We start from the raw sequence: 25,173 nt of genomic DNA, 5'->3' as shown, positions 1-25,173 counted from the left end.
CGGAATTTGGCGTTGCCGCTCATGGGTTTCAGACCTTTCTCCAAGGATCGATTGGGGCGGGCGGCGTCCTGCGGGGCCGCGCCGTCAGGACCGCGGCGCGGCCAGGCGCAGGAGACCGGGCGCGAGCCCCAGCCGCCGCCAGATCCAGAGCGCCATGGCGGCATTCCAGGCGAGCAGGGTGCCCGCCGATCCGAGGGCCGCGCCGGCGACGCCGAAGAACTGCACCAGCACCAGGCTGACGACGATGTTCGCGCCGGCTGCGCCGACGAGCAGTGTCGCGGCGCTGCGCTCGTGCCCCGTCATGGTCATCACATAGAGTTGAGATCCGGCCCCGACGGCGAGCACCTGCGCGACGAGCAGGATGCGCAGCGGCACGACGCCCTCGCCATAAGCTGTGCCGAAGGACGACATCAGCGGTTCGGCGACAACGAAGATGACGGCCGCGATGGCCGCGGCCGCGGCGAGCGTCCACTGGGCGGTGCGCTGTACCAGCGCCTGCAGGGCGTGCCGGTCCCCGGCCGCGTGCAGGCTGGAGATTGCCGGCGCAAAAAGCGTGTTGACGGCCACCCGCGGCAGGGTCACGAGCAGCGCGACATTGAACGCCAGGCTGTAGATGCCGGCTTCCGTCGTATGGTCCATCCAGCCGAGCACGATGACGCCGGTGCGGTTGAGCAGCACCTCGGTCGCCCCGGCGATCATCAAGGGCAGGGCCGCGTTCCGCCAGGCGGCCGTATCGTACTCGGGCGGGACCTCCGGTCCGGGCAACGGATGATGGGTCCGCATGGCGTAATGGGCGAGCAGCAGGCCGGTCACGGCACCGGCGAGGGCGGCGGTCAGGGCCCATTGCGCACTGATCTGGCGGCCGACAAGAAGGGTCGCAATCGTGACGAGCACGACGAGGCTGCCTTCCCGGACGATGCGGTCCGGGGCGAGAGCGGCGACGACGGCGCCCGAGGCCCGAAGCACGGTGCATTGGACCCGCAGCAGCGCGACGAAAGGAACCGCGGCAAAGCCGATGAGAAACGGCACGGCCAGGTCGTCGTCCGGCTGCCAGGCCAGCGTCAGGCAGGCGCTCGCAAGGGTGAGGGTCAACCCGACGACGGCGACGCTGCGCCGGGCGTAGCGCACGACGCCGCGCATCAGCGCCCAGGCTTCCTTCGCTCGGTAGACAGGCACGAAACGCAGCAGCGCGACATCGAAGCCGAGGGTCGAGACATAGATGAGGACCGTCGCCCAGGCCGTCACATAGGCGTAGATGCCATAGTCGTGTACGCCGATGAGGCGCGCGACGACGAGCTGCGAGAGATAGGTGATCGCATAGCCGGCGCTGTAGACGAAGAAGGCGACGAGGCCGCCACGCCGCACGCGCCCGGCAGCCGCGGCAGCCGAGAAGAGATGCGCCTCCGCGCCTTTGCCGTCGGCCGGTTCGCCCGCGGGGGCGTCTACTGCCGGCACGGTCTTCATCGGTTTCATCCGCCGGACCTCCTCAGCTCCTGGTGCTGCGCGGAACGGTATTGACGAACCACCTCCTGCTCGATCCGCTCGAGGCTGCTCTCGGTCGAGGGATCGTCCACCGAGCAGGCACACAGGACCGGATGTCCGCTGCGGACGAGCAGGTCGCGGAGCTGGTGCGCGACCGGAACGAAATCCGGCCTGTCGCGGCGCTCGAAGAAGCGCTCGATGAGCTGCAGGCGCGACAGCCGCTCGATCGTCCGCTTTTTCAGCAGCGTCGGGGATACGCTCACGAGCACCGAGAGCTGCGCGAGCGGGATGCTTTCGAGGAGCGTGACGAGCGACGCGACGTCGGCGTGACCGGAAAGGATCGCCAGGGAGCAGAGCTCCTGGACGAGCCCTTGGTCGAAGATCGTGATCCGCCCCAGTCGCGCGGCGCCGTACCAGGCCTGCGCCATGCGGCAGATGTATTGGGCCTCGCGCAGCCGCGTGAGGATGCCGCGCGGGGGCAGGGTTTTGAGCATGCGGTTCGCGAGGGCGATCTGCTCGGCATTGGCGAGGGGGTGGCGAACGATCGACAGGGTTTCGGCGACGGACCTGCGCATGCGGCGGATGGGGGCGAGCTGGCGTGTGAGGCGGTCCGGCCCGCGCAGTGGAACGAGTTCCGTCGGCCTGCTGCTGTGCCAGAGGACCGTGTCGTAGCCCTGCGCGTTCAGCCGTGCGGCGAGCATGCGCGCCAGCGTCGTTTTGCCGGCGCCCGGAGGACCGAAAAATTCGACGATCATGGGGCCTGCCTTTCTAGAGGCGCTGCCAGATTTCTCTCTTTGCCCGCAGGATCACCTCCTCGAGTGGCCGGTCGGCATCAAGGCAGACGATGTCCGCGCCGCCGAAGGCGAGTCCGGACAAGGCGTCGAGTCTTTGACGGATCACTGTCGGATCCATGGCGGGCTCGCGCAGCGCCAGGGACTCGGGTGCCGCCAGGAGCTTGAGCACCAGGTGGGGTGGCAGCCGCCGGGCCCGTTCGTAGACCGCCCGTTCGTGCCGCCGCAGCCAGCCCGGCACCGCCGGCAGGCGCTCCAGCAGCGGGCCGTCATTGAAGCGCCGGCTCTCGCACTGCGGATAGCGGTCGGTCAGCACGAGAAGGCCGCGGTTGGCGCCCCGCCATGCCGCGGCGAGCTTGGCACGCTTGTCGGCCGCCACCGCCAGGGCCCAGACGGTGAGCAGAAGGCCGTAAGCAAAGGACGGAGCGGCGGCCGAGGGCTTGCCGTGCGAGGCGACACGCGGCTTGCTGCCGGCGGCGCGGGTCGCGAGCGGCAACAGCCATTTGAGCGGCCGCAGGACCAGCGACGGGCGACCGTCACCGGTGCCGAAATAGATCGGCAGGACGTCGAACTTCGGACTGAGCCATTGCGTGAGGGCCGAGAGCAGCGTGGATTTGCCGCTGCCGTCGACCCCGACGAGCGCCACCACGAGGCCGCCGGCGGCAGGGCGGCGGTTCCACGGGCGCGGCAACTGCACGACGTCGCGGTTGAACCGTCCGAGAAGCCAGGACATCGACCGGCCTGCGCTGCGCAGCGCGCTCTCCGTCCCGTTGTAGGCACGGGCGCCGTCGGCCAGATGGTGCCGGATCGCCCGGCCGAGGGGCGAGTGGCGGTCCGGCAGGGGGCCGTTCAGGGCATCGGAGAACGCCACCGCGAGATCGTCCGGCAGCAGCGCCGCGGCCAGCGCATACACGTCTTCGCGCGACACCTTTCCGCGAAGGCCCTGCCGGGCGGTAGCGAACGCCGCGCGTTGCGCGCGCCCGCGGCGCAGCGAGACGGGGTCCCAACCGCCGCATTCGAGGCAGCAGCGCGTCAGAAGGAGCAACGCCTCCGAGGCCGGGTCGAGGTGCCTCACGGGCAGGTGCTCGTGGGAGACGGCCCGCGCCAGCACCGCCTCCTCCCACGGCAGGTGCCAGTGCCGCGTCAGCGGTCCGCCGCTCACCAGCCGGGTGTGCAGGTGGATATGAACGAGACGCCCGTGGCCTTCGTCGAAGCCCAGATAGGTGAAGACTCCGACCGGTTCCCGATCCCTGACGGAGGGGAAGAACTTGAAACCGGCGGACAGCAGGATCGCCTGGGCCCGGCCGTGGTCGGCGCGCGAGACGAGGAGATCGAGGTCGCCGTCGCCGCCGAGGGCAGCGGCGAGCTTCTCCGTGCCCTTCCAGTAGCAATAGCAAATCTGTTGCTGGCCGAAGCGCGCGAGGAGGTCGAGGACGAGATCCGGCCGCGGCGCGTGCGGTGGCATCGGCCGCAGGGCCCGCAGGCGGCGCTCGGCTCGGTGCGGTTGGACCATCAGGCGCTCCTCTCGACAGGGCCGGCGTCCTCGGCCGTCCGTGCGGAGGGGCGATCGGCCGGTGGCCGGTCGGGACCGGGGCCGAATGCCGGTGGGTCACCACCGGTGTCGCCGAAGGAGAGCCGCGCCTGCTGCTTGAGCTTCACATGCGAGAGCACGGCAAAGGTCGCGCCGGGGCCGGGCTCGTCCATCGCGCGGAATCGGCGCAGGAAGCTCAGCGCATGTTCGGCGACGTCACGCTTCGTTGATGCCCAGCGCACAACGAAGAGCACCTGGTCGGCGATGGACGGCAGCAGCCGAGCCTCCGACGCGCCCAGCACCGGCGGTCCGCCCACGACGATGACGTCGTAGGACTTGCGCAGGTCCGTCAAGAGCCGCGGCAGCCCTTCCGGCTCGAAAAACAGCAGCGGATCGACGCCAAGACGCGACAGGCCGAGATAGTCCACTCCGAGCTCGGGCTGGGGAGCAATCATCTCCCGCATTTGCTCGCGCGAGGGCGAGCGCCGGTTGCCTGCGCGCGCCGGCTCGCGCGAGCGTTCCGCTGCCGGAAGGATATCGAGGTCGATCAGGAGGACCCGGCGGCCAAGGGTGCCGAAATAGGCCGACAGTGCCGCTGCAAGCGTCGACTTGCCCTCGCCGGCGAGGCTCGAGGTGACCAGGACGACCCGCGAGCCGCGGCCGGTGTGATGTGCCTGCAGGGCTGCCGCGATGTTCCGCACCGCTTCCGAATAGGGTGAACCGGGATGGTTGAGGATGTGGAGCCTCGGCGCACCGATGGCGCCGGCGCGCACCCGCGGGAAAAGGCCGATGCATGGAATCCCCAGGACCCGCTGAACTTCCCGGTCGCTGCGCAGGCTGCGGTCCGCTCGTTCCAGGATCAGTGCGAGCCAGCAGCCCGCCATGAGGGACAGGAAGGCGCTCGGCACCACGAACAGGAGCGGATTGTGCGAGCTCGGCCAAGTCGGCACGGCGGCACGCGATTGCACCCCGATGCCCGGCCGGATGCTCGCTTGCGCTTCCTTCATCTCCGTGCGGCGGCGCAGCAGGTTTTCGTGGAACTCGGCGGCCTCGCGGCTGAGGCGGGTCAGGTCGCGGATCTCGCGGTCCGCGTCGACAGCGCCGCCCGGCCCGGAAGGCGCTTCGACGCGGCGTCGGATCGCATCCTGCACCGCCTGCTGTGCAGCCTGCACCTCGCGCCGCGCGGCGTCGACCTGACGGTCGATGTCGTGCAGCTGCGCCACCGCATCCGCCTCCATCTGTTGTTGGAGGCTGTCGACATAGGCCTCAGCGATGCGGTTGGCATAGATGGCTGCGGTACGCGGGTCGGGCGAGGTGAAGGCCACCGTGATCAGCCGTGAGCGCCGCTCCTGGAGGACCGTTGTCCTGCGGTAGAGGTTCTCCAGGAAACGGTCGGCCTCGCTGCGTCCCGACAAGGACGGGATCCAGACGGTGAGACGCTGCAGCATCCGCTGGCCGATATCCTGTCCGGCTGCCTCGGAGCGGCCTCCGGCCGCGCTCTCCGGCGCACCGAACGACGGTGCAGCGGGCGCCTGAGCGTCGGGTTTCGCAAGTTGCAGCGGCTGCAGGCGGCTCGCGACACGCCGGAGGTGGTCCCGGGAAGCGATGAGGGCGAGGTGAGTGTCGATGATCTCATCGAGGATGCGCTCGGGTGCCTGGCCGCCGCCGTCGGGGCGCTCCACGGTCAACTGGGCCGTCGCGGTGTACTGGGGCGGCACAACGAGCGCGAGGATCGCAGCCAGCAGCGTCCCCGCGGCGGCGATGGCGACGATGAGCCAGCGCCTGCGCAGAAGCGCCTGAATGAGGTGAAGGAAGGGGGGAGCAGCCGTCGGATCCTGGAGCGGTCCATGCCCGCGATCGTCGGCGAAGTTCTTGGACCGGCCGGGTTCGGCGAGGCGCAGGATGCCTTCCGTGTTCAGTACGCGCATGGTTCCCGGTCTCCCGTTGGAAAGGCCGCACCCGTCCTTTGTCGGGCGTCCGCGGGGAACGGCCCGGCCGTCGCCGCGAGGCAGAAGACCAGAGCGAACCAGACGACCGGCTGGCGCAGGATGAAATGAAACAGGCTGTAAGCGGCGAGGCCGCACACGAGCGTCGTGACGGCATCGAGCCGGCCGCGCCAGGCGCCCACGAGGATGCCGCCGATCAGCCATCCAAGACCGAGAAGGGCCGGGAGCCCGCCCTGCACGAAGACGTCGAGCACGGTGTTGTGCGCCTCGAAATTCGGGGCGAGCCTGACCTCCGGCTGCGGAACGTCTTGCGGCCCGCCGCTCGTGCTGCGGCGCCCGATGGCAATCTCATCCGGGATCTTCAGGTGCGGGCCGGGACCGAGGCCGAGCGCCAGGGCCTCGAGCCCGCGGCGCATGGCTTCGCTCCAGATGGCGATGCGCAGATTCGCCGTTTCGCGCGTCTCCCGTTCGCCGCCGCCACGCATGGCATGCGCGGCGACAGCCTCTGCCTGCTGCGCGAGCGACGAGCCGAAGGGAGCGGCGAGCGCGACGGCAAAGGGCAGGGACAGGGCGAGTGCCCAGGCCGCGGCCGAGCGCAGCGGCAGGGGGTTCACCTCGGCGAGCATCCACGTCCTCAGCTTCATGAGGACGTAAACGACGCCGGATACCGCGATGACGAGGAGGAAGGCATCGCTCTTCGTCAGGCGCCCCACGACGACGGCGACGACGATGCATAGGCCTGCAGCCAGCCGCGGCAGCGGCTGCCGCGCGGTGTCGGCGAGGTGGAGCGCGAGGAGCCCGATGATGGCGCTCGTCAGGGCAAGCTGGTTGGCGTTCTCGGTGAGGCCGCGCAGCCGGTCCCATTCCCAGGTTGCGAACTGCCCGCCGCCCGCATCGAACCAGCCGAGGACCGCCTGAAGCGCAAGGAGCCCCGTGCCGAGACCGACGAACAGCCAGATGCGCGGACGCAACCGGCCGCTTGCCTCGAGATGGATGACGCCGAAGCAGCTGATGAGGGCGGCGAGCCCATAGGCCGCGATGTCATGATAGAACCAGCGGGGGTCATGCATGTCGCCCATGGCATAGCCCGTCATAGCACCGAGACAGAGGGCGGCGGCGAAGGCCGACCAGAAGATCAGGAGGCGGCTCAGGGCGTGCGTCAGTGGTGGGCCGAGCCGGGCCATCTCGCGGGTCGCCGCGATAGCGAGCCACAGGAGGAGGAGCGCCTCCCCCGGGCCGATTGGAATGGCAGCCACGCGCAACTGTGAGGTCGTGGAGAGCAGAAGGCCAATGATGAGCATGAGATCCAGCAGCATGGCTCACCCCGACGACGATACGCTCGGGCCCGAGGCTGCGGCTCCGGACCTTGCAGCGAGCTTGGCGGGCGGCAGCGGCGCATAGGCCGGCCATAGCCGAGCTGCCCCGCCGAGCCGGCAGAGAATCTCTTCATAGAGGGCCGCGTAGCGCTCGACGGTGACGTCGAGATTGAGCTCCTTGCGGACATGGGCCGAGGCGCGCGCGGCGTAATTCCGCGCCGTGGTCCGGTCGCGCAGCAACTGAAGGATGGCCTGCGCGAGGCGGGCCGGCGAACGGGCAGGGACGACGAGCCCGCTTGTGCCGTGGTCTATCACATCTGTGCACCCCGGCATGTCCGTCGTTACGCAGGGCAGGCCCGCAACGCAGGCCTCCATCAGCGCGCGGGGCACGCCCTCGCGCAGCTCGGTCGGAAAGGCGAAGACATCGGCCATGCGCAGCAGCGACGGCACGTCCGCCCGTACTCCGAGCGCGCGCACATAGGGTCGATGCCGGTCGATCTCTGCCTTGCCGATGGCCAGCGGACCCTCGTTCTCGCGCGGGCCGATGAGGAGGAAACGCACGTCAGGCACCTGCCGATGCACGATGGCGGCCGCCGCGAGCAGCGTCGCGATGCCCTTCTGTCGCGTCAGACGCGCGACGGTCACGACAACAGGTACCTCGCCGAGCGCGAGTTCGGCGCGAAGCGCCGTGGGCGAGGGTCCGTCCGCCACCGCGCGGTCGAACCGCGCGATATCGATGCCCGAGCCCGGGATGACCCGATGGCCGGCCGTGCCGAGGAGACGGTGTCGGGCGAAGAACACCTCGTCGTCCCGGTTCTGGAAGACGAGTTCGGTCGTCAGGCGGGAGGCCTTGCGCTGCAGGAGGGTAAAGACCGGCCTGAGGCCGAGGGCAAGCGGCGACCGAGACGAATGGAGCCAGCCGAGCCCCGTGATCGTGCTGACGACCGGCACGCCGCCCGCCGCATGGGCGGCGAAGGGCACGAGGATGTCGGGCTTCGTATCGAAGCACTGGATGATCGTCGGCCGCAATTCGCCGATCAGCCGGGACAGTGCCGCGATCGCCGCCCGGTCGGTGCGCGGGGCGAGGAAGCGGCTCATGGCATAGGGATGATAGTCGATCGCCGCATTGGCGAATGCGCCCGCATCGCCCGTGCCGGCCGCCGACACGTTGAGGCCGCGCTCGCGCAGCGCGAGGAGGAAGGGAATGCGCAGGGCGTGGTCGTCACCGCCGATGCACAGGAGATGCGGACGCATGCCGTGCATCACGCCCTCCCGGACATGGGGGTCGCCTGCGCCCGTGCAGCCATTGGCCGGCACGCGGCCGGCGCCGTGGCGGGCTCTGCGATGGCTTCGCCGATGGGGCGCCAGGACAAGGCGCCTGCCAGGGCGTCCAGACGTCCGGCACAACGGGTGAGATTCACGCGCTGACGCATGGCATCGAGCGTGCGCATGCCGGCCACGTGCGGCTGCCCGGGGTCCATGTCCCAGGGGTGAATGTAGAACACATAAGGGATGCCAGTGCGCAGGATCCGTTCGACACCCACGCGCCACAGCCCGTAGGGCACCAGCCGGAAATAGCCACCGCCCCCCCAGGGCAAGGCGAAGCGGCCCATGGGAAGGCAGGAGATGCAGATTTCGTGGAGCCCGTCGATCACCTCGAAGGGGCCGGTGCCCGGGCTGATGCCCTCGAGGCGGCCGTAGCGGTCGTGCGCCGTGGTGGGGAAGAACGAGGAATCATAGGCGAAGCCCAGATCGCGCAGGATCGGCAGTGCCCAGTTCGTGATCGAGAAGCAGGGTGCGCGATAGCCGCGCACGGGCCGGCCGGTGATATCCTCGAGGACCATCTTCGATCGTCGCACATCGTCGCGGAATTGGTCGGGAGTCAGCGAATAGACGGGTTCGTGCCAGTAGCCATGCGACGCCACCTCGTGGCCGGCACCGGCGATGCGGCGAACGAGATGCGGATAGCGCTCGCCGACCCATCCGAGGATGAAAAATGTGCCGCGGATCGAGCGTCGTGCGAGGATGTCGAGCACGCGCGAGGTATTGTGCTCGACGCGGCTTTCATAGTCCGGCCAGCGGTCTTTCGAGACCAGCGATCCATAATTGTAGCTGTGAAACCAGTCCTCGACATCCACGGTCATGAAACAGGCGCGCGCCCCGTCCGGCATGTGACTTCTCCCCTTCACTCCTGAACTCGGGCGCTTTGTTCGTTCTTGCTGCTCCGGCGTTTGGATGGAGATTGACTGGCACCTCCCGGTTCTGTGCTTGCCGAGTTATGGGAAGAAACGCGGCAGGCATGGCGGGCGCTGATTTTTTCTTTCCAGCGCCAAGTGGAACCTTTTCAGAATACCACACGGGCATGGTTGGACGCCGGTTCTGTAGGGGTATATCCCTAAAGTGGCGGCCGGCATGCGACGCACGCGGACGTGTCATACCCGGAGCGATCTATGAGCGGGATGTATCGCGGAAGATCGCGAGGGGATGCGCGCGCCTGGCAGGAAGAGCCTGCGGTCCTGCCTTTCTGGCCAGCGACGCACCGCCCCCGCGCGTATAGATTCCCGTCGCTAAGGGCAGTGGCGCCGCGGGAGCGTGTGGCACGATGGCATCCATCGAGATCGTGGACTTGGTCGGAACGCGGCTGGAGCAGGCCTGGGATGCCTATGTCGCATCGGCGCCGAACGGCTCCTGCTATCATGCGCTCGTCTGGCGGGAGATCCTGAGCCGCAGCTTCGGCCACGATCCATACTATCTTGCCGCCCGCGCGGGCGGTGCCATCGTAGGCGTTCTGCCGCTCTTCGAGATGAAGAGCTGGCTGTTTGGGCATTATCTCGTCTCCCTGCCTTTCGTGAATTACGGCGGCATCCTCGCCGACCGGCCCGACGTCGAGGCGGCGCTCGCCGAGGCCGCGATGCACCTGGCCGTCCGCCGCGGTGCCGGCCACATCGAGCTCAGACAGTCCTTCGCCTCCGGCCTCGAGGCCGCGCGGGGCTGGCAGGTGCGCCATCACAAGGCGGCGCTTGTCGTGCCGATCGAGCCCGACCCCGAGCGGCACTGGGTGGCGCTGAGCTCGCGCCTTCGTGGAAAGGTGCGCAAGGCCGAGCGCGCGGGCGCGGTCTTCTCGCGCGCCGGCACGGACGGGCTTGACCGCTTCTATCGCGTCTTCGCCAAGAACATGCGCGATCTCGGGACGCCGGTACACCGGCCGCAGTTCTTCCGCACCATCCTCGAGCGTGTGCGCGGGGCGCAGATCCTGCTTGTCGAGCTCGACGGCCGGCCCGTGGCGGCGGCGCTCGCTATCCCTTCGCGGGATACGATCGAGCTGCCCTGGATTGCGTCGGACTACGACGTCTCATCCCGGTACGTGAACGAGTTCCTCTACTGGAAGGCCATCGAGATGGCGTGCGGCGCGGGGGTCCGCCATCTCGATCTCGGCCGCTCCACCATCGGCGCCGGCACCTACACCTTCAAGCTGCAGTGGCAGCCGGAAGTGGTGCCGCTGTTCTGGTCCTACTGGCTGCCCGCCGGCGGGACCCTGCCGGAGCTGGCGCCGACCAATCCCAGATTTGCGCTTGCCATCACCTGCTGGAAGAAGCTGCCGATCAGGGTCGCGAACGGCATCGGCCCGCACATCGTGCGCAACATCCCCTGAGAAGGTGGCACGGGTCGCGGCCGTCAGCGCACGGCGTCGGGCCATTCGATGCGCGCAACGTAGTCCGCCACCGGGCCGCCGGGCACGCCCCAGTTGCTCGACCAGATGACCTGCGAGCCGTCCGGCGATGGCGAGGCATGGATCTCGCTGTCATAGTCGGACCGGTCGTTGTAGGTGTGCACGATGCGCCGCAGTTCGCCGCTTCCGTCGGTGCGCAGTGCGACGATCTCTCGGTAGAAGGGCGCCCAGTCCGGCGCCTCCGCAACCTTGTCGTAGGTGCCCTCGTAGCTGAGGAAGACCCAGCCGGGGCGCCCGATGTTGCGCACCGAGGCGTGCGACGCATAGCCGGGCGGGGTGAGGTCGGTGACATGGCCGTCCTCCAAGCGCCGCTTGATCACGTGCCACTTGTCCGGGTCGGCCTTGCTGATGCCGATGTAGACGTCCCGGCCGTCCGCGTCGATCGCCATGTCGCCATGCCCGGGCCGGTGATGTTCCGGCCAGAGCTGGACCTGTCTCCCGTCGACGGTAAAGACATGCACCGTCTCCGTGCGCGTTGGCAGGGTCTGGAAGCACATGATGAACCGACCCGTGGCGGAGATGCCGCAATAGCCGTTGTCGCCGGGCAGGGCGGAGACGGCGATGTCCGGGAATTTCCGGCGCTCTTCGAGATCGTAGGCAAAGGCAACGAGCGCGCCGGACTTGTTGCGGGCGCCGAGGACGAGGCGGCGGCCGTCTGCCGAAATGTTGCCCTTGTAGGGGCCGAAGGAAAGGTCCCAATAGCCGTCCGGCCAGTAGACCACACGATGCTCGTCCTTTTGCGGCGACCAGAGGGTCACACGGTCGTCGTAGACGCAGACCATCTCTTGTGCCCGCGTCGGATGCCACTTGCAGTCCTCGTCCATGGGGCGGTGAAACAGCGGCTCGTACGTGCGACCGTCGAGGAAGCACATGCCCGAGCATCCGTTGGTGATCGCGAGCAGACTCTGGTCCGCGTTCCACGCCTGCGTGCTCGAATAGCGGTGCCGGCAAAGCGCAGCGTCGCAGGCCATGGTCCTGCCCATCCGGCCGCCGGGATCGGTGACGCGCGTGAAGGAGGTACCGAACACGGGGTCGCGAACGGTCTCGAGATAGCGCGGCCGGGGCATCGCCGGCGTCGAGACGACGACAGGACGGGAGGGAAAGGCGGCGCTCCCGGCAAGAGGCAGGACCTCGGTCGCCCGGCCGGCGAGGCCGACCGGCAACAGTACGAGAACGCACAGAAGGATGCCACGCACGTGGGCCGACGTACTGCCGGGATCGGGCCTGCCGTCTGGTTCGCGGGATTGGCGTCGCATCACCCTTCGCCCTGAGGATTGTGCGCGTCAGGGTGGAATTGGCAGCACCGGCCGGTCAATTGCCCGAAAGGAAATTTCAGGGGGAGCATTCGGCAGGGTGGACCGCGAGCCGGTGTCCGCCCCTTTCGCCGGACGGGACAGGGTTCGAGCCCGCCGACGCCCGCCCCGCCTTCGTCGCACGATCGATGCGCTCAGGTGGACGGACCTCTCGGCCCGCTTGCGGTGAGAGGACGCGGCCGCCGGCTGGATTTACTTCGGACATCTACCCTTTTGCGCCCTGTACACGTCGAAAACCTCGCTGTTTCATCGTCAGGTGCGGCCGATCTGCGTATTCCGGTGCCGCTGGCGAGGGAGGACAAGATGAAGGTCGTCATCCAGTGCGGAGGCCTTGGCACGAGGCTGCGTCCCTATACCATGGTGCTTCCGAAGCCTCTCATGCCGGTCAAGTCGAAGCCGGTCCTCGAACTCCTCCTGCAATGGCTGCGGCGCAACGACTTCACCGACGCCTACATCACCACCGGCTACCTCGGGCATCTCATCCGCAGTTTCTGTGGCGACGGCCACCAGTGGGGGATGAATATCAGCTATACCAGCGAGAAGGAGCCGCTCGGCACCATCGGCCCGCTGACTATGCTGCGCGAGGAGCTCGACGCCACTTTCCTCGTCATCAATGGCGACGTGCTGACGGACCTCAGCCTCGGCGCCTTCACCCAGGTTCACCGCGAGCAGGGGGCGCTCGTCACCGTGGCCGCATCGGTACGCAAGACCAAGCTCGACTTCGGCGTCATCGAACAGACCAACGGACGCATCGTCGGCTTCAAGGAGAAGCCTTCGCTCACCAACATGATGAGCATGGGCGTCTACTGCATGGAGCCGCGCGTGCTGGACTACATCCCGGCCGGCGTGCCCTTCGGCTTCGACGACCTCATTCATACGCTTCTTGCCCGCGGCCTACCGGCCCACACCTTCGCGCATGATGGCCTGTGGCTCGATATCGGGCGGATCGAGGACTTCCAGATCGCGCAGGAACTCGCCTGGGACGACCAGTTGCCAGCCTTCGAGGTCGTGGCGGCCGCCTGAGCGGCTGCCACAGCCAGCGTCGACATGGCTCGGGGTTTTGGGGGCTGACGATGTTGCTCGTATCGGAACCCGTTCTTGGCACCGAGGAGACCTCAGCGCTGTCGGAGGTCATCGAGAGCGGCTGGATCACCATGGGGCCGCGGGTGCGCGCCTTCGAGGAAGCCTTCGCCGCGGCGCACGGCCTGTCCGACTGCATCGCTGTGAGCTCATGCACGGCGGCGCTGCATCTCATCCTCCTCGCCGCCGGGATCGGCCCCGGCGACGAGGTGCTGGTGCCCTCGCTCACCTTTGCCGCCACGGCCAACAGCGTGATGTACGTGGGGGCGAAACCGGTCTTCGTCGATATCGAATCCCTCGATGTGCCGCTCATCTCGCCCGCGCGCGCCGAACAGCTCTGCAGCGCCAGGACGAGGGCGGTGATCCTCGTCCATTATGCAGGAGCGCTGGCGGACAGGGCCGCCTGGCGTGCCCTGGCCAATCGGCACGGCCTGCTGCTCGTCGAGGATTCGGCCCATGCGGTCGGCGTCGAGGGACCCGGCACCATCGGCGACGCGGCAGCCTTCAGCTTCTACGGCAACAAGAACATGACGACCGGCGAGGGCGGCGTCGTCACGGCGCGTGATCCGGCACTGCTCGAGCGGGTGCGGCTGCTGCGCGGCCACGGCATGACGAGTGGCACCTTCGCGCGTCTCAACAGCCGCACGCCGCACTATGACGTGACGCTGCTCGGCTTCAACTACCGGATGGACGAATTGAGAGCCGCCGTCGGCCTCGTCCAGCTCGCTCACCTGCCGGCGTGGAACGCCAGCCGTCGTGCCTTCAGCAGGCTCTACCGTCGGCTGCTTGACCGCGTCTGCCCGGACGTGCGCGTGCCCTTCTCGGACGAGCGGGCGTCGTCGCACCACATCATGCCGGCCCTCCTGCCGGCCGCAGCCGATCGCGACCTCGTCATCGAGCGGCTGCGGGACGCGGGCATCCAGACGACCATCCACTATCGGCCGGTGCATCACCTCACCCTCTACCGAGAGCGGCCGGATATCGGGCCGCTGCCGGTGACCGAGGAATTCGCCAGCCGCGAACTGACGCTGCCCCTGCATCCCAAGATGACGGCCGCGGATGTCGAGCACGTGGTCAACGCGCTCGCCACCGCCCTTCGCACCTAGGGTGTAACGCTGCAACGGACTTGGCGAGGCGCACATGACGACCAACCGGAGGCGGGCCTATCATGCCGGGCTGGCACGCCTGTTCGACATCAGCTTCGCTACGATCGGCCTCGCGGTGCTGAGCCCGGTAATCGCGCTCGTCAGCATCGCCATCGTCGCCGAGACGGGCAGGCCGGTCCTGTTCGCGCAGACCCGGCTCGGCGTTGGCGGCCGCCATTTCCGGATGCTCAAGTTCCGCAAATTCCGTCCGGACACGCGCAACGCAGGCTTGCCGCTGACGATGAAGGGCGATGACCGCATGTCGCGCGTCGGGCGTTTCCTCGCCCTCAGCAAGCTCGACGAACTGCCCCAGCTCGTCAACATCCTGCGCGGTGACATGGCCGTCGTCGGCCCGCGCCCGGAGAGCCTCGAGCTCGCCGACTGCTTCACCGAAGCGACCCGCCCCGTTCTCGCCTACAAGCCCGGCATCTTCGGGCCGAGCCAGTGGGCCTTCCGCAACGAAAGCGCGCTCTTTCCGCCCGACGTCGATCCCATCGCGTTCTACCGGCAGACGCTGTTCCCGGCCAAGGCGCAGCTCGACCTCGCCTATTATCCCGGACGCACGCTCGCATCCGATGTCAAGTGGATCGCTCTGTGCTGCCTCGCCATCCTTGGCTTCGGCAGCGAGCCGGAGCGCGCCATCGCGGATGCCGGCGTGACGGAAACCCCACCGCTTCACCTGCGCTAGCAGCATGCCAGTCGAGAGGCACGCCATGGAACGCCCTCCCATCATTCCATCGCAGCCGCACATACCGGACTACAAGAAGGCGAGGGTGCTGGTGACGGGCGCCGACGGCTTCATCGGCTCGCACCTCACCGAGCGGCTCGTGGAGACGGGTGCCGACGTGACCGCGCTCGCGCTCTACAATTCCTTCGACTCCGTCGGCTGGCTCGACCATCTGCCGGCGGATGTCGTGACAAGGCTCAGGATCGTGCGCGGCGACGTGCGCGACGCCGCCTTCGTGCGCCGCCTCCTCGCGGAGCAGGAAGTCGTGTTCAACCTGGCGGCGCTGATCTCGATTCCCCATTCCTATTCCGCGGCCCAGTCCTATGTGGAGACCAACGTCCTCGGCCTCATCAACATCCTCGAGGCCGCGCGCGAGCACCGCGTGCGGCGCGTCGTGCAGACCTCCACGAGCGAGGTCTACGGCACGGCGATCACGGTGCCGATCGGCGAAAGCCATCCCCTGCAGGGGCAGTCGCCCTATTCGGCCTCCAAGATCGGCGCCGACATGATGGCCGAGGCCTACGCCCGGAGCTTCGACATGCCCGTGGCCATCCTGCGCCCCTTCAACACCTTCGGCCCGCGCCAGAGCGAGCGCGCGGTCATCCCGACAGTCCTGCGCCAGATACTCGATCCCGACGCCGCGACCGTGCGTGTCGGCGATACCTCGACGAGCCGCGACTTCACCTACGTGGAGGATACGGTGGCGGCTTTCCTCGCCATCGGCTGTGCGCCGGACATCGAATTCGGGCGGCCGTACAACGCCGGCAGCGGCAAAGGCATCGCCATCGGTGAACTGGTCGATCTTCTCATGGCGCTGACGGACCGGCAAAAGCCCGTCGAGCAGGACACGAACCGGCTGCGCCCCGCCAATTCGGAGGTACGCGTCCTCCTGGCGGACAGCACGCGCTTCATGAAGGCAACCGGCTGGCGCCCGAAGGTGGAATTGCGCGAGGGGCTCGTGCGTACCATCGCCTTCTGGCGCGAGCGTTTTGCCCGCAATGCTGTCCGCAGGGACAGGTCACATGTCACGTAAGGCCGGGCAATCCTGCTTCAACCGGCCCGCTCCGAAAGCCTCATCAGGCCCGCAGGGACAGGAGGTGCCATTGCGGTACTATTTCCATCTGTCGACAGGGCGCGAGATCGTGCTGGACGACTGCGGTCTCGAGCGGTCGGACCTCGATGAGGTTCGTACCGAGGTCATGCAGGCCATCGAAGAGTTGCGCGACGAGAATCCGTTCGCGAACTGGGACGGGTGGCGGTTCGACATCACCGACGCCACCGGCAGCAGGCTCTTTTCGGTCTTCCTCACGAGCCCCCTGCACTGACATCATTGCTGCGGCTGGTGCGTATCGGCGGCGGCCGGCCCAGAAGACCAGCCGATAGCCGCCACCGCAATCTTAGCTCGAATGGACGGCGCTCGTCGTCGGCCCCGCGCTCGCCTTGCGCCTTGCGCCGGGCCGGGCGCCGCAGCGCAGGCGCGGGGCCCATCCCCGGTTTCGGACGCAGCGGTCAAGCGCGACAGCGCCAGGGTCGATGCACCACTCCTCACCCGCCCGGATCCTCGGTGCGGACGAGCCGTAGCGCGTTCGGCGATTACCGTTTCTCGGTGCCGATGGCGATGCGTTTCGCCTTGCTTGCGGCTTTCTCGCTCTTCGGCAGCGTCACCGTGAGCACGCCGTTCCGGAAGCTCGCGCTCACCTTGTCGTCCTCGATCTCGTAACCGAGCCGGATGCGGCGCTCGAAACGACCGTAGAAGCGCTCCGAGAACTGGCGATCCTTGTCCTCGGTTTCGGCCTTCTTTTCTCCGCGCAGCGTCAGGGTATCGTCATCGAGGAGCACCTCGACGTCCTGCTCCTCGAGGCCGGGCAACTCTGCCACGACACGGATCTCCTTGTCGTCGTCGCTGACCTCGATGCTCGGCCAGGCGGCGGAGAATCCGGCGAGGCGGCCGGGCCCGTCGCGGAAGGGCCTCTCGAAGCCCCGGAAGACGTCGTCGAACAGCCGGTTCACCTCGCGATGAAGGGCGAGGAAGGGGTCGCGCTCCCGATAGGCGACGGGGGCGGTTTCGTCGTTTCGACCCCAGGGGATGAGATCGCGAATGGTCATGAGTCTCCTCCATTGCTCGGGATGAAGCGGCTCCGAAGCGGAGCGCCGGCTTGGCGCGGCAGAAGCCGGAGGAGAGCGGTCGAGCGCGACCCGTTCTCCATGCCCTCGACAAGCGGCATGGAGCAGCGGGCGCTGCGGAGCGGACCCGCGGTCCGCCGGCCCCTGTCGCGGCAACCGGCATCATTGATCTAGGTGGAGACCGGCGGGCTTCAAGAGGCCCGCTCATGGCTTGGGAACGAAGCTGTGCCGCACCACGAGCCGGGCTTCGATGCGCTCGCTGATAAGGGGGCCTGTCGGGCGCCGCTGGCGCGCATCGAGCACGGCGACGGCCCGGCCGGCCATCAGCTCCGCGTCCTGGCGGAAGGTCGTCAGCCGATAGGCGAGCCAGTCGGCTTGGGGTATGTCGTCGAAGCCGATCACGGCGACATCGCCGGGCACGGTGAGGGCAAGATCCGTACGCGCCGCATCCGTGACGCCGAGCGCGACGAGGTCATTGACGCAGAAGATCGCTCGCGGCCGCGGCTGTCCGGCGAGCAGGGCGCGGCCGGCGGCAAGGCCCCCAGCATAGTCCGTGTCGGTCCCGCGTGCGACGGCGACCCTGGCGCCGAGGCGGGCGGCCTCGTCGCAGAACGCCTGTTCACGCTCGACGATGCTCGGTGTCGCCGATCGCGAGCCGGCGAGACCGAGCCGCGTGAAGCCGCGCGCCACGAAGAGGCGGGCCGCGAGGCGCGCGGCGGCGCTATTGTCCACCATCACGTGATCCGTTTCCGGCTCGGAGCGACCGATGACGACGAGGGGCTGCCCGTTGCGCCGGGCGAGATCGACGAAGGAGGCCGGCGGCGAGCCGGAGAGGATGATGGTCGCTTCGGCGCGATGGCCGAAGAGCGTCTGCTGGGCTGCGGCGAGTTCGTCCTTCGTCTCGCCCGTGTTGATGAGCAGCGGCACGCTGCCGCGCCGGATGAGCGCCTTGGCGAGCGCGGCGGAGAGATCGGCTCGGAACCCGACTTCTGGCTTGGTCGCGACGATGCCGACGAGGCGGCTGTGGTTGGCGAGAAGGCCGCGTGCAAGGTCGTTGACCTGATAGCCGAGCTCGGCGGCGGCCTTGATCACCTTCTTGCGCGTTTCCTCCGCGATGCTGGCGCCGGGCGTGAAGGCGCGCGAGACAGCCGAGCGCGACACGCCGGCGCGGTGCGCCACGTCCTGGGCGCTGACGAAGCGCGGCTTGCCGGTCGTTCGGATCCTGGCGGCGGTGTCGTCCACGGTCATGCGGCTTTTGCTTCAGTGGCCGACGCGCGACAGCACGTCCGCCTTGAGGAAACGTTCCACCACCAGCATGAAGGCGATGGAGGGCACGAGCAGCAGCAGCGCCGTGATCGAGGCGATCTGGTAGTTGCCGCCGGCGCCTGCCGTATAGAGCAGAAGCGGCAACAGGTTGACATCCGGCGCGCCGACGAAGAACGAGCCGGTGAATTCGTCGAGGGATTCGAGGAAGACGAAGATGGCGCTCGCCATCAGCCCCGGGGCGGCGAGCGGCAGGGTGACGTCGCGGAAGGCGCGCAGCGCGCTCGCGCCGATGGAGCGGGCGGCCTCCTCCAGCTCCCGGTCGACCGCCGAGAAGGCGGCGGTGGCGATCCACACCGCATAGACGAGCCCGTGCGTGACGTGGACGAGGACGACGCCGGGAATGGTGCCGTTGAGACCGAGTCCGTAGAACAGCCGCGCGATGTTGACGTAGACGGGCAGGTTCGGGAACGCCTGCGGGATGAGGAAGGCGATCAGGATGAGGCTGCGCAGCGGCAGCTTGAGCCGCGCCAGCGCATAGCCCGCCGGCACGGCGAGCGCGAGCGCCGCGATCACCGTCAGGGTTGCGACGAAGACGCTGTTCGCCAGGGATTCCATGGCATTGCCGCGCGGCGAGAAGACACGCTGCCAGTAGCTGAAGCCGTATTCCAGCGGCAGCGCGTGCGGGAAGTACCAGCGCTCCGCCACCGTCCACAAGACGAGATTGGTGAGCGGCCCGAAGATGATGAAGGCGAGAAGGCCGAGGACCAGCCCGCGCGGCAGCCACCAGAGGTCGATCCGCGGCAGCCGGCGGCCGGTAGCCGGTGTCGTCGTCGCGAGGCTCGTCATGCCCGGCTCCTCACGTTGTGCCTGAGGTAGATCCAGGCAATGCTCGCCGTGATGAGCAGCGAGATGAGGCCGAGCGCATTGGCGACGCCGTAGTCGCGATAGGCGTTGAGGCGGAAGGCGATGTCGGCGGTGATCATGGTCGGCGACTGGGCGTTGATCATGAGCGGCACCGACAATACCGACATCATGGTGACGAAGGACAGGACGAGCCCGACGATGAGCGTCGTCGCCACCTGCGGCACGACGATCTCGATGAGGATGCGCAGGCGCGAAGCACCGAGGTTGCGCGCCGCCTCGATGGTGCCGCGGTCGAGCGAGGCCATGGCGCCGGAGACCAGCAGGGCCACGAAGGGCGCCTGCTTCCAGACGAAGGCGATGACGATGCCGCGCCAGTCGAGGAAGCTCGTCGTCTCGAGCGGCGTCAGGATACCGAGGGAGACGAGCGTGTTGTTCATCATGCCGTTCTTGGCGAGAAAGGTTCGCAGCACCTGGCCGACAACGATGAAGGGGATGAACAGCGGCCAGCGGTAGAGCCAGCGCAGGACGGCGACGGCGTGCGGGTTCTCGCCGAGCGTGAGATAGCCGCCGATGGCGATGGCGACGAGGCCGATGATCGCCGTCGACAGGCTGACGATGACGACCGTGAACAGGATGTCCTGGCTGTAGAGGGCGAAGGCCTTGTCGAAATTGCCGAACCCGTAGCGGCCCTCGACCTCGAAGGCGCCGACGACCGAGGCGCCGAGCGGCACGATGAAGAGCAGCGTGATCGTGGCCAGCGCCGGCAGGACGAGGATGAGGCCGAGGAGGCGTTTCGACATGGGGTGATCCGGTTATGCCGGGAACATTGTAGTGGAACGGTGCCGCCCCTCCCCCCTTATGGGGGAGGGGGCAGGGAGGGGGGCAGCAGGCAGGAGGTCGTGCTCCTGCGTCGCGACGCCCACCCCCGGCCCTTCCCCCACAAGGGGAGAGGGGCGAATGGCGCCCGGCTGTTCCGCCGGGCGCCAATGGCCCGCTCAGTTCGAGACCTGCCGCTCGTAGGCCTCGAGGATCGCGTTGTTGTAGGGCGCGATCGGGAAAGGCTTGCCGTTCTTGGCGAGGTCCTCCGGAGTGATGTCCTTGAACAGCTTGTTCCAGGTCGCGTCGTCGAGCTCGGCCTGGACGTGCTGGGCGTCGATGCCGGGATACCAGTTGAAGCGCTTGACGATGCCCTCGGCCTGTACCTTCGGGCTCGTCGCCATGGCGACGAACTTCTCGGCAAGCTCCCGGTTCGGACTCTTCGCCGGCACCACGTAATGCATCGGCTGGCCGGGCATGCCGGGCTCGGGCAGGATGAGCTTGAGGTCCGGCGGCAGGCGCCCGTCCGCCTGCCAGGAATAGAACATGTCGACCCACACCGGGCCCATGGCGATTTCGCCGCGGCTCAGGAGGTCGAGCGTGCCGGCGTTGCCGGGGGTGAGGGTCGCGTGGCGCGTGAAGTCCTTGAGGCTGGCAAGCGCCTTGTCCCACTTCTTCGTCTCGGCTTCTTCGAAGGGGCCGTTCTGCAGCTTGCCGGCGTCGCCCTCGCCGAAGGCGTAGATCCAGCCCATGACGAAGCTGACACCGGAGGCGCCGCCCTTGATGCCGTTGTAGCCGAACTGCTTGGGGTTCGCCTTGGCCCATTCCGCGAGCTCGGCATAGCTCTTCGGCGGGTTGGCGAGAAGATTGGGGTTGTAGGCGAGCGCCGTTTGGCTGTTGAACATCGGCATGACATAACCGCTCACCCTGGTGCCGAGCGCCATGTCGGCATTGCCGCGGGTGACGAGCTTGCCGCTCGGGATCTTGTCGCGATAGGCCTCGAGATAGCCCGCCTCCACCATGGGGCCGGCGAACTTCTCGTGCACGACGGCGACGTCGACGTCCCATTTGGCGCTGCCGGCCTTGGCCTGGGCCTCGAAGCGCTCGAGGATCTTCTGCGAGCCGGCATCGCCGGGCCCGGTACCGACCACGCGCACCTTGGCGCCGGGATTTTCCTTTTCGAACAGCGGGCCGAGATATTCACTCACATATTCGACCATGTTCTGGTCGCCGGCGGTGACCACCGTCAGCTCGGCTGCCGCGGCCGGCGTGGCCGCCAAGCCGAGGGCGAGAGCCGCATTGAACAACGTTTTCATCGTTCGGTCTCCGTTATGGCGGGCGCGGGGCCCTGTGTCAGGCTCCGGCCAGTTCGCTGGCCTTGTCTGTCTTGTGTCCGGCAAACTCGGCCGCGGCCGGTTCGGCGCCGGGCGGGTTGAACAGGAAGAGCGCCTCAGGCGGCACGCACACCTTCACGGCCGCGTCCGGGGCGAAGGCCTGCGGCGCGTCGGCGAGAACGGTGTCGGGGCCGACGGCGACGGCGTGGCGCCAGTGGCCGCCGGGATAGCTCGCGCTCTCGATGCGGCCGGATAGAACCAGCGTGCCCTCCGGGACATGCGCGGCATCGCCTGCCGGCACGAGCTTGGCCGCCTCGGCGCGGAAGCGGGCGACGACAGGTCCGTCGGCGAGCGGCCGCCCCGAGAGTGGCACGGCACAGGGCTCGTTCGTCGGTCCGGCCGTGATGGCGAAGCGGTCGCCCGCGACGGTTCCGACAAGGCCGATGCTGTTCTCCGCACCCATGAAGGCGGCGACAAAGGACGAGACGGGCCGGTTGTAGACCTCCTCCGGCGTGCCGGCCTGAGCGATGCGGCCGCTGTCAAGGATGACGATGCGGTCGGCCATCACCATCGCCTCCTCGCGATCGTGCGTGACATGGATTGCGGTGATGCCGAGCCGGCGCTGCAGGGCGCGGATCTCGTGCCGCACGGAGAGGCGGATGCGGGCGTCGAGGTTCGACAGCGGCTCGTCGAGCAGCAGGATCTCGGGATCGATGGCGAGCGCCCGGCCGAGGGCAACGCGCTGGCGCTGGCCGCCCGAGAGCTCGGCCGGCTTGCGGCGCGCGAGGCCGGTGAGACCGAGCAGCGCCTCCATCTCCGCGACACGCCGGGCGATCGCCTCGGCCGGCTGGTGACGCAGCTTGAGGCCATAGCCGATGTTCTGTGCCACGGTCATGTGCGGCCACAGGGCATAGGACTGGAAGACGAGAGCCATGCCCCGCTTGTCCGGCGGCAGGCGCGTCACGTCGCGGCCCGCGACGGAGACGGTTCCCGCCGAGGGCATCACAAAGCCTGCGATGGTCCGGAGCAAGGTGGTCTTGCCGCAGCCCGAGGAGCCGAGCAGGGCGACGAATTCCCCCTTGGCGATGGCGAGGTCGATGCCGTCGAGCACCGTTGTCGCGCCATAGGCGACGCTCGCCTTCTTGACCTCGAGAAACGGCGCCAGTGTCATCGAGCCCCCCGTTGCACAGGTGTGCATCGCGGAACGGCGATGCCCTGCAAGCCAGGTCGGGACATAGGTCCCATTCATAACATCCCGATGACGGTTTGGGCAGACCGGTTGCGGCGTTGCCGCCCCCTTGAGCAGGACGCTTTCTTCCCCCGGGAGCGGTTCTTGTGGGATTGTGAATGAGCGGGTGGGCCGCCTCTCCGCTCGCCATGGCCGGCCTTATCCCGGCCATCCACGATTTCGAGGCCCGCGTCAGGCGCGGGTATGACGGCGCAACGGGTTTGAGACGGTTTCACACGCACGGTCAACGGTTTGAAGCGAGGTGGAAGGCGTCGCGAGGGTTGGCCGTGCCGTCGCGGCTTGATCGGACCGGCGTCCGGGGCGACACTTCACGAAAAAATCGAACAGACATATGGGGAGGAGCGCAGCCATGAGGCAGGAGCAGGCCGCCCATATCGACGAGGTCGTGCGGGTCGCCGTCGGCGAGCGGACAGCGCGCGATGCGGTGATTCAGGAGTCGTGGCGGCGGTGCGTGGACGAGCACAAGCTCGATCCCGTCGTGCTGCGCGATGCGCAGATCCTGCCCCAGGCGCAACTGCGCGAGCATCGCGACGCCATGGACGAGTTCCTGCACACCGCGCGCGTGGGGCTCGAGACGCTCTATCGGCAGGTCTGCGGCCTCGGTTATGTGCTGCTTCTCACCGATGCCAAGGGGGTCACAGTCGATTTCATCGGCGATCCCACCTTCAACGACCAGTTGCACCGGGCCGGGCTCTATCTGGGCGCCGACTGGGCCGAGACGCATATGGGTACCTGCGCCGTCGGCACCTGCATCGCCACCGGCGAAGCGCTGACGGTGCACCAAAGCGACCATTTCGACGCGACGCACATTCCACTCACCTGCACTGCCGCCCCAATCTTCGATTCAGGCGGCACGCTCGCAGGCGTTCTCGACATCTCGGCACTGAAGTCGCCGGAGCCGAAACAAAGCCAATACCTCGCGCTCCAACTCGTCAAATCCTATGCTCACAAGATCGAGAACGCCAACCTCCTCAACAATTTCCGCAGCGAGTGGATCCTCAAGCTGGCGGCGAGCCAGGAATTCGCCGACGTCGATCCCGACTGCGTGCTGGCGATCGATGCGGGCGGGCGCATCATCGGCTTCAACGACCGCGCGCGCCGCCTCCTGCTGCGCGAAGCCGCCTTGCGCTCGATGCGCAATCCGAACCCGCTCGGGGCGATGATCAGCGACTATCTCGACTGCCGGATCGACGACCTGCCCCTCTTCGCCCATTCGCTGCCGACGCGCCAGCGGGCGGTCCGGCTGCTGGCGAGCGGCACGACCCTCTTCGCCCAGAGCCTGCCGCCGCCGGCTCGCGCGTCGCAGCAGCCTGCGCCGGCACGGAAGGCGGCCTTGGCTCGTCCGCTCGAGACGCTCCATGGCGGCGACCCGATGATGGAGGAAGTCGTCGCCAGGGCCGCCCGGCTCGTCAACACGCAGATGAGCATCCTCATCCATGGCGAAACGGGCACCGGCAAGGAGCATCTCGCCAAGGCCATCCACGCTGCGAGCGCGCGAGCGGGAAAGCCCTTCGTCGCCGTGAACTGCGCGGCGCTGCCCGAAACGCTCATCGAGAGCGAATTGTTCGGCCACGAGCCGGGCGCCTTCACGGGCGCTGCGGCCAAGGGCAAGAAGGGCCTCGTCATCGAGGCCGACGGCGGCACGCTCTTCCTCGACGAGATCGGCGACATGCCGCTCGCGCTGCAGACCCGCCTGCTGCGCGTGCTCGCCGAGCGCGAGGTGACGCCCGTCGGCCGCACCCGGCCGGTGCCGGTTAACATCCGCGTCATCGCCGCCACGCACCGCGATCTCGTCGAGCTGGTGCGGGCCGGCGAATTCCGCGAGGACCTCTACTTCCGCCTCAACAGCGCCGTGCTCGCCCTGCCGGCGCTGCGCCAGCGCGCCGATCTCGTCTGGCTCATCGGGCACCTCATGGCCACGCACGGCGACGGCGCGCTGCCGCGGCGGCTCTCGCCCGCCGCCATGAACGCCCTTAAGGCCCATTCCTGGCCCGGCAACATCCGCGAGCTGGTCAATTGCCTCGACTATGCCCGCGCCGTCGCGACGAGCGACGTCATCGACGTTGCCGATCTGCCGCCGACCATCTTTGAGGAGGCACTGCTTCATTCCCCGGTGCCATCGCCGGCCCGCGCCGCCGTCCCGGAGGAGACGGCGCGGGCGGAGCGCCTCGTCGAGGCCTTGCGCGCGCGGCAGTGGAACGTCTCGGCGGTGGCGCGGGAATGGGGTCTCGACCGCTCCACCATCCACCGTCGCATGCGCCGCTTCGGCATCGTGCCGCCGCATAAATTGAGCTGACGGGCGCCACACCTGTTGCAGGCGGGGCGCCACAGCTGGGGCGCCGGCGCCTCACCAGTCCCGCCTGAGAGAACAGCCGGATTGTTTGTTTGCAATGACTTGGCGCTGATCGCGCCGTTGGCATCGTCCTTGCCGCATCCTTCGCAAAAGACGACAAGCGAAG

21 protein-coding genes and 1 pseudogene are annotated in these 25,173 nt (G+C 68.2%); 7 read left to right on the top strand and 15 right to left on the bottom strand.

Features of this window, described 5'->3' with window-relative positions:
• Positions 1 to 84: 84 nt before the first annotated feature.
• The 8 genes and pseudogenes from BOQ54_RS17410 to BOQ54_RS17380 all read right to left on the bottom strand — a co-directional run bounded on the left by BOQ54_RS17410 (position 85) and on the right by BOQ54_RS17380 (position 9,237).
• Positions 85 to 1,473: an oligosaccharide flippase family protein gene (locus BOQ54_RS17410; protein ID WP_083586055.1), complete on the bottom strand. Its 1,389-nt coding sequence runs from the start codon at positions 1,471 to 1,473 to the stop codon at positions 85 to 87.
• Positions 1,470 to 2,183, bottom strand: a complete 714-nt coding sequence (locus BOQ54_RS19885; RefSeq protein ID WP_245316399.1) for a hypothetical protein — start codon at positions 2,181 to 2,183, stop codon at positions 1,470 to 1,472. Before BOQ54_RS19885 ends, BOQ54_RS17410 begins: the two co-directional genes overlap by 4 nt.
• A gap of 3 nt (positions 2,184 to 2,186) precedes the next feature.
• Positions 2,187 to 2,237, bottom strand: a pseudogene (locus tag BOQ54_RS20470) (hypothetical protein); the annotation flags it as partial.
• Between the two features lie 13 nt (positions 2,238 to 2,250).
• Positions 2,251 to 3,786 carry a hypothetical protein gene (locus BOQ54_RS17400; RefSeq protein ID WP_071924605.1) on the bottom strand — a complete coding sequence of 512 codons (1,536 nt, stop codon included), beginning with the start codon at positions 3,784 to 3,786 and terminating at the stop codon, positions 2,251 to 2,253.
• Entirely contained in the window at positions 3,786 to 5,732 is a 1,947-nt protein-coding gene (locus BOQ54_RS17395) for a tyrosine-protein kinase domain-containing protein (RefSeq protein WP_071924604.1), read from the bottom strand. Before BOQ54_RS17395 ends, BOQ54_RS17400 begins: the two co-directional genes overlap by 1 nt.
• On the bottom strand, positions 5,720 to 7,066 hold the full coding sequence (locus tag BOQ54_RS20105; RefSeq protein ID WP_071924603.1) for an O-antigen ligase family protein: 1,347 nt from the start codon (positions 7,064 to 7,066) through the stop codon (positions 5,720 to 5,722). The genes BOQ54_RS17395 and BOQ54_RS20105 overlap by 13 nt, the downstream gene beginning before the upstream one ends.
• A 3-nt stretch (positions 7,067 to 7,069) precedes the next feature.
• Positions 7,070 to 8,329, bottom strand: a complete 1,260-nt coding sequence (locus tag BOQ54_RS17385) for a glycosyltransferase (protein ID WP_071924602.1) — start codon at positions 8,327 to 8,329, stop codon at positions 7,070 to 7,072.
• Complete coding sequence (locus BOQ54_RS17380) at positions 8,329 to 9,237, bottom strand: XrtA system polysaccharide deacetylase (RefSeq protein WP_071924601.1); 909 nt, start codon at positions 9,235 to 9,237, stop codon at positions 8,329 to 8,331. Before BOQ54_RS17380 ends, BOQ54_RS17385 begins: the two co-directional genes overlap by 1 nt.
• 431 nt (positions 9,238 to 9,668) lie before the next feature.
• On the opposite strand from BOQ54_RS17380, the gene BOQ54_RS17375 reads away from it, so the two are divergent.
• On the top strand, positions 9,669 to 10,718 hold the full coding sequence (locus BOQ54_RS17375) for a FemAB family XrtA/PEP-CTERM system-associated protein (RefSeq protein ID WP_055458802.1): 1,050 nt from the start codon (positions 9,669 to 9,671) through the stop codon (positions 10,716 to 10,718).
• Positions 10,719 to 10,741: 23 nt separating this feature from the next.
• Here BOQ54_RS17375 and BOQ54_RS17370 read toward each other — a convergent pair whose 3' ends face one another.
• On the bottom strand, positions 10,742 to 12,052 hold the full coding sequence (locus tag BOQ54_RS17370) for a hypothetical protein (protein ID WP_245280503.1): 1,311 nt from the start codon (positions 12,050 to 12,052) through the stop codon (positions 10,742 to 10,744).
• 360 nt (positions 12,053 to 12,412) lie between these two features.
• Here BOQ54_RS17370 and BOQ54_RS17365 point away from each other — a divergent pair, with 360 nt between their 5' ends.
• The 5 genes from BOQ54_RS17365 to BOQ54_RS17345 all read left to right on the top strand — a co-directional run bounded on the left by BOQ54_RS17365 (position 12,413) and on the right by BOQ54_RS17345 (position 16,386).
• Complete coding sequence (locus tag BOQ54_RS17365; protein WP_055458803.1) at positions 12,413 to 13,132, top strand: nucleotidyltransferase family protein; 720 nt, start codon at positions 12,413 to 12,415, stop codon at positions 13,130 to 13,132.
• A gap of 50 nt (positions 13,133 to 13,182) precedes the next feature.
• The gene (locus tag BOQ54_RS17360) at positions 13,183 to 14,295 is read left to right on the top strand and encodes a DegT/DnrJ/EryC1/StrS family aminotransferase (protein WP_063188412.1); all 1,113 of its coding nucleotides are present in this window, start codon (positions 13,183 to 13,185) and stop codon (positions 14,293 to 14,295) included.
• A 34-nt stretch (positions 14,296 to 14,329) separates the two neighbouring features.
• Positions 14,330 to 15,022 (top strand): sugar transferase, encoded by a 693-nt coding sequence (locus tag BOQ54_RS17355; RefSeq protein ID WP_055458805.1) that lies wholly within the window; start codon positions 14,330 to 14,332, stop codon positions 15,020 to 15,022.
• 25 nt (positions 15,023 to 15,047) lie between these two features.
• Complete coding sequence (locus BOQ54_RS17350) at positions 15,048 to 16,094, top strand: SDR family NAD(P)-dependent oxidoreductase (protein ID WP_055458806.1); 1,047 nt, start codon at positions 15,048 to 15,050, stop codon at positions 16,092 to 16,094.
• 70 nt (positions 16,095 to 16,164) lie between these two features.
• The gene (locus tag BOQ54_RS17345; protein ID WP_055458807.1) at positions 16,165 to 16,386 is read left to right on the top strand and encodes a DUF6894 family protein; all 222 of its coding nucleotides are present in this window, start codon (positions 16,165 to 16,167) and stop codon (positions 16,384 to 16,386) included.
• Positions 16,387 to 16,654: 268 nt separating this feature from the next.
• On the opposite strand, the gene BOQ54_RS17340 is transcribed toward BOQ54_RS17345, so the two are convergent.
• The 6 genes from BOQ54_RS17340 to BOQ54_RS17315 all read right to left on the bottom strand — a co-directional run bounded on the left by BOQ54_RS17340 (position 16,655) and on the right by BOQ54_RS17315 (position 22,636).
• Positions 16,655 to 17,167: an Hsp20/alpha crystallin family protein gene (locus tag BOQ54_RS17340; RefSeq protein WP_071924600.1), complete on the bottom strand. Its 513-nt coding sequence runs from the start codon at positions 17,165 to 17,167 to the stop codon at positions 16,655 to 16,657.
• Positions 17,168 to 17,389: 222 nt separating this feature from the next.
• Complete coding sequence (locus BOQ54_RS17335) at positions 17,390 to 18,433, bottom strand: LacI family DNA-binding transcriptional regulator (protein ID WP_071924599.1); 1,044 nt, start codon at positions 18,431 to 18,433, stop codon at positions 17,390 to 17,392.
• Positions 18,434 to 18,445: 12 nt separating this feature from the next.
• A complete protein-coding gene (locus BOQ54_RS17330; RefSeq protein ID WP_055458810.1) occupies positions 18,446 to 19,297 on the bottom strand; it encodes an ABC transporter permease in 852 nt (283 codons plus the stop codon).
• Positions 19,294 to 20,115: an ABC transporter permease gene (locus tag BOQ54_RS17325; protein WP_071924598.1), complete on the bottom strand. Its 822-nt coding sequence runs from the start codon at positions 20,113 to 20,115 to the stop codon at positions 19,294 to 19,296. Before BOQ54_RS17325 ends, BOQ54_RS17330 begins: the two co-directional genes overlap by 4 nt.
• Before the next feature lie 195 nt (positions 20,116 to 20,310).
• The gene (locus tag BOQ54_RS17320; protein ID WP_055458812.1) at positions 20,311 to 21,447 is read right to left on the bottom strand and encodes an extracellular solute-binding protein; all 1,137 of its coding nucleotides are present in this window, start codon (positions 21,445 to 21,447) and stop codon (positions 20,311 to 20,313) included.
• A gap of 37 nt (positions 21,448 to 21,484) precedes the next feature.
• Entirely contained in the window at positions 21,485 to 22,636 is a 1,152-nt protein-coding gene (locus BOQ54_RS17315; protein WP_071924597.1) for an ABC transporter ATP-binding protein, read from the bottom strand.
• 427 nt (positions 22,637 to 23,063) lie between these two features.
• Between BOQ54_RS17315 and BOQ54_RS17310 the strand changes: the two genes are divergently transcribed.
• Entirely contained in the window at positions 23,064 to 25,010 is a 1,947-nt protein-coding gene (locus BOQ54_RS17310; protein ID WP_071924596.1) for a sigma-54-dependent Fis family transcriptional regulator, read from the top strand.
• Positions 25,011 to 25,173: the final 163 nt, after the last annotated feature.

The organism is Chelatococcus daeguensis (assembly GCF_001887265.1).
GTDB classification, from domain to species: Bacteria; Pseudomonadota; Alphaproteobacteria; order Rhizobiales; family Beijerinckiaceae; genus Chelatococcus_A; species Chelatococcus_A sambhunathii.
Note: the sequence above shows the minus strand (reverse complement) of the source record. Positions and strands in the feature narration are given on the sequence as shown.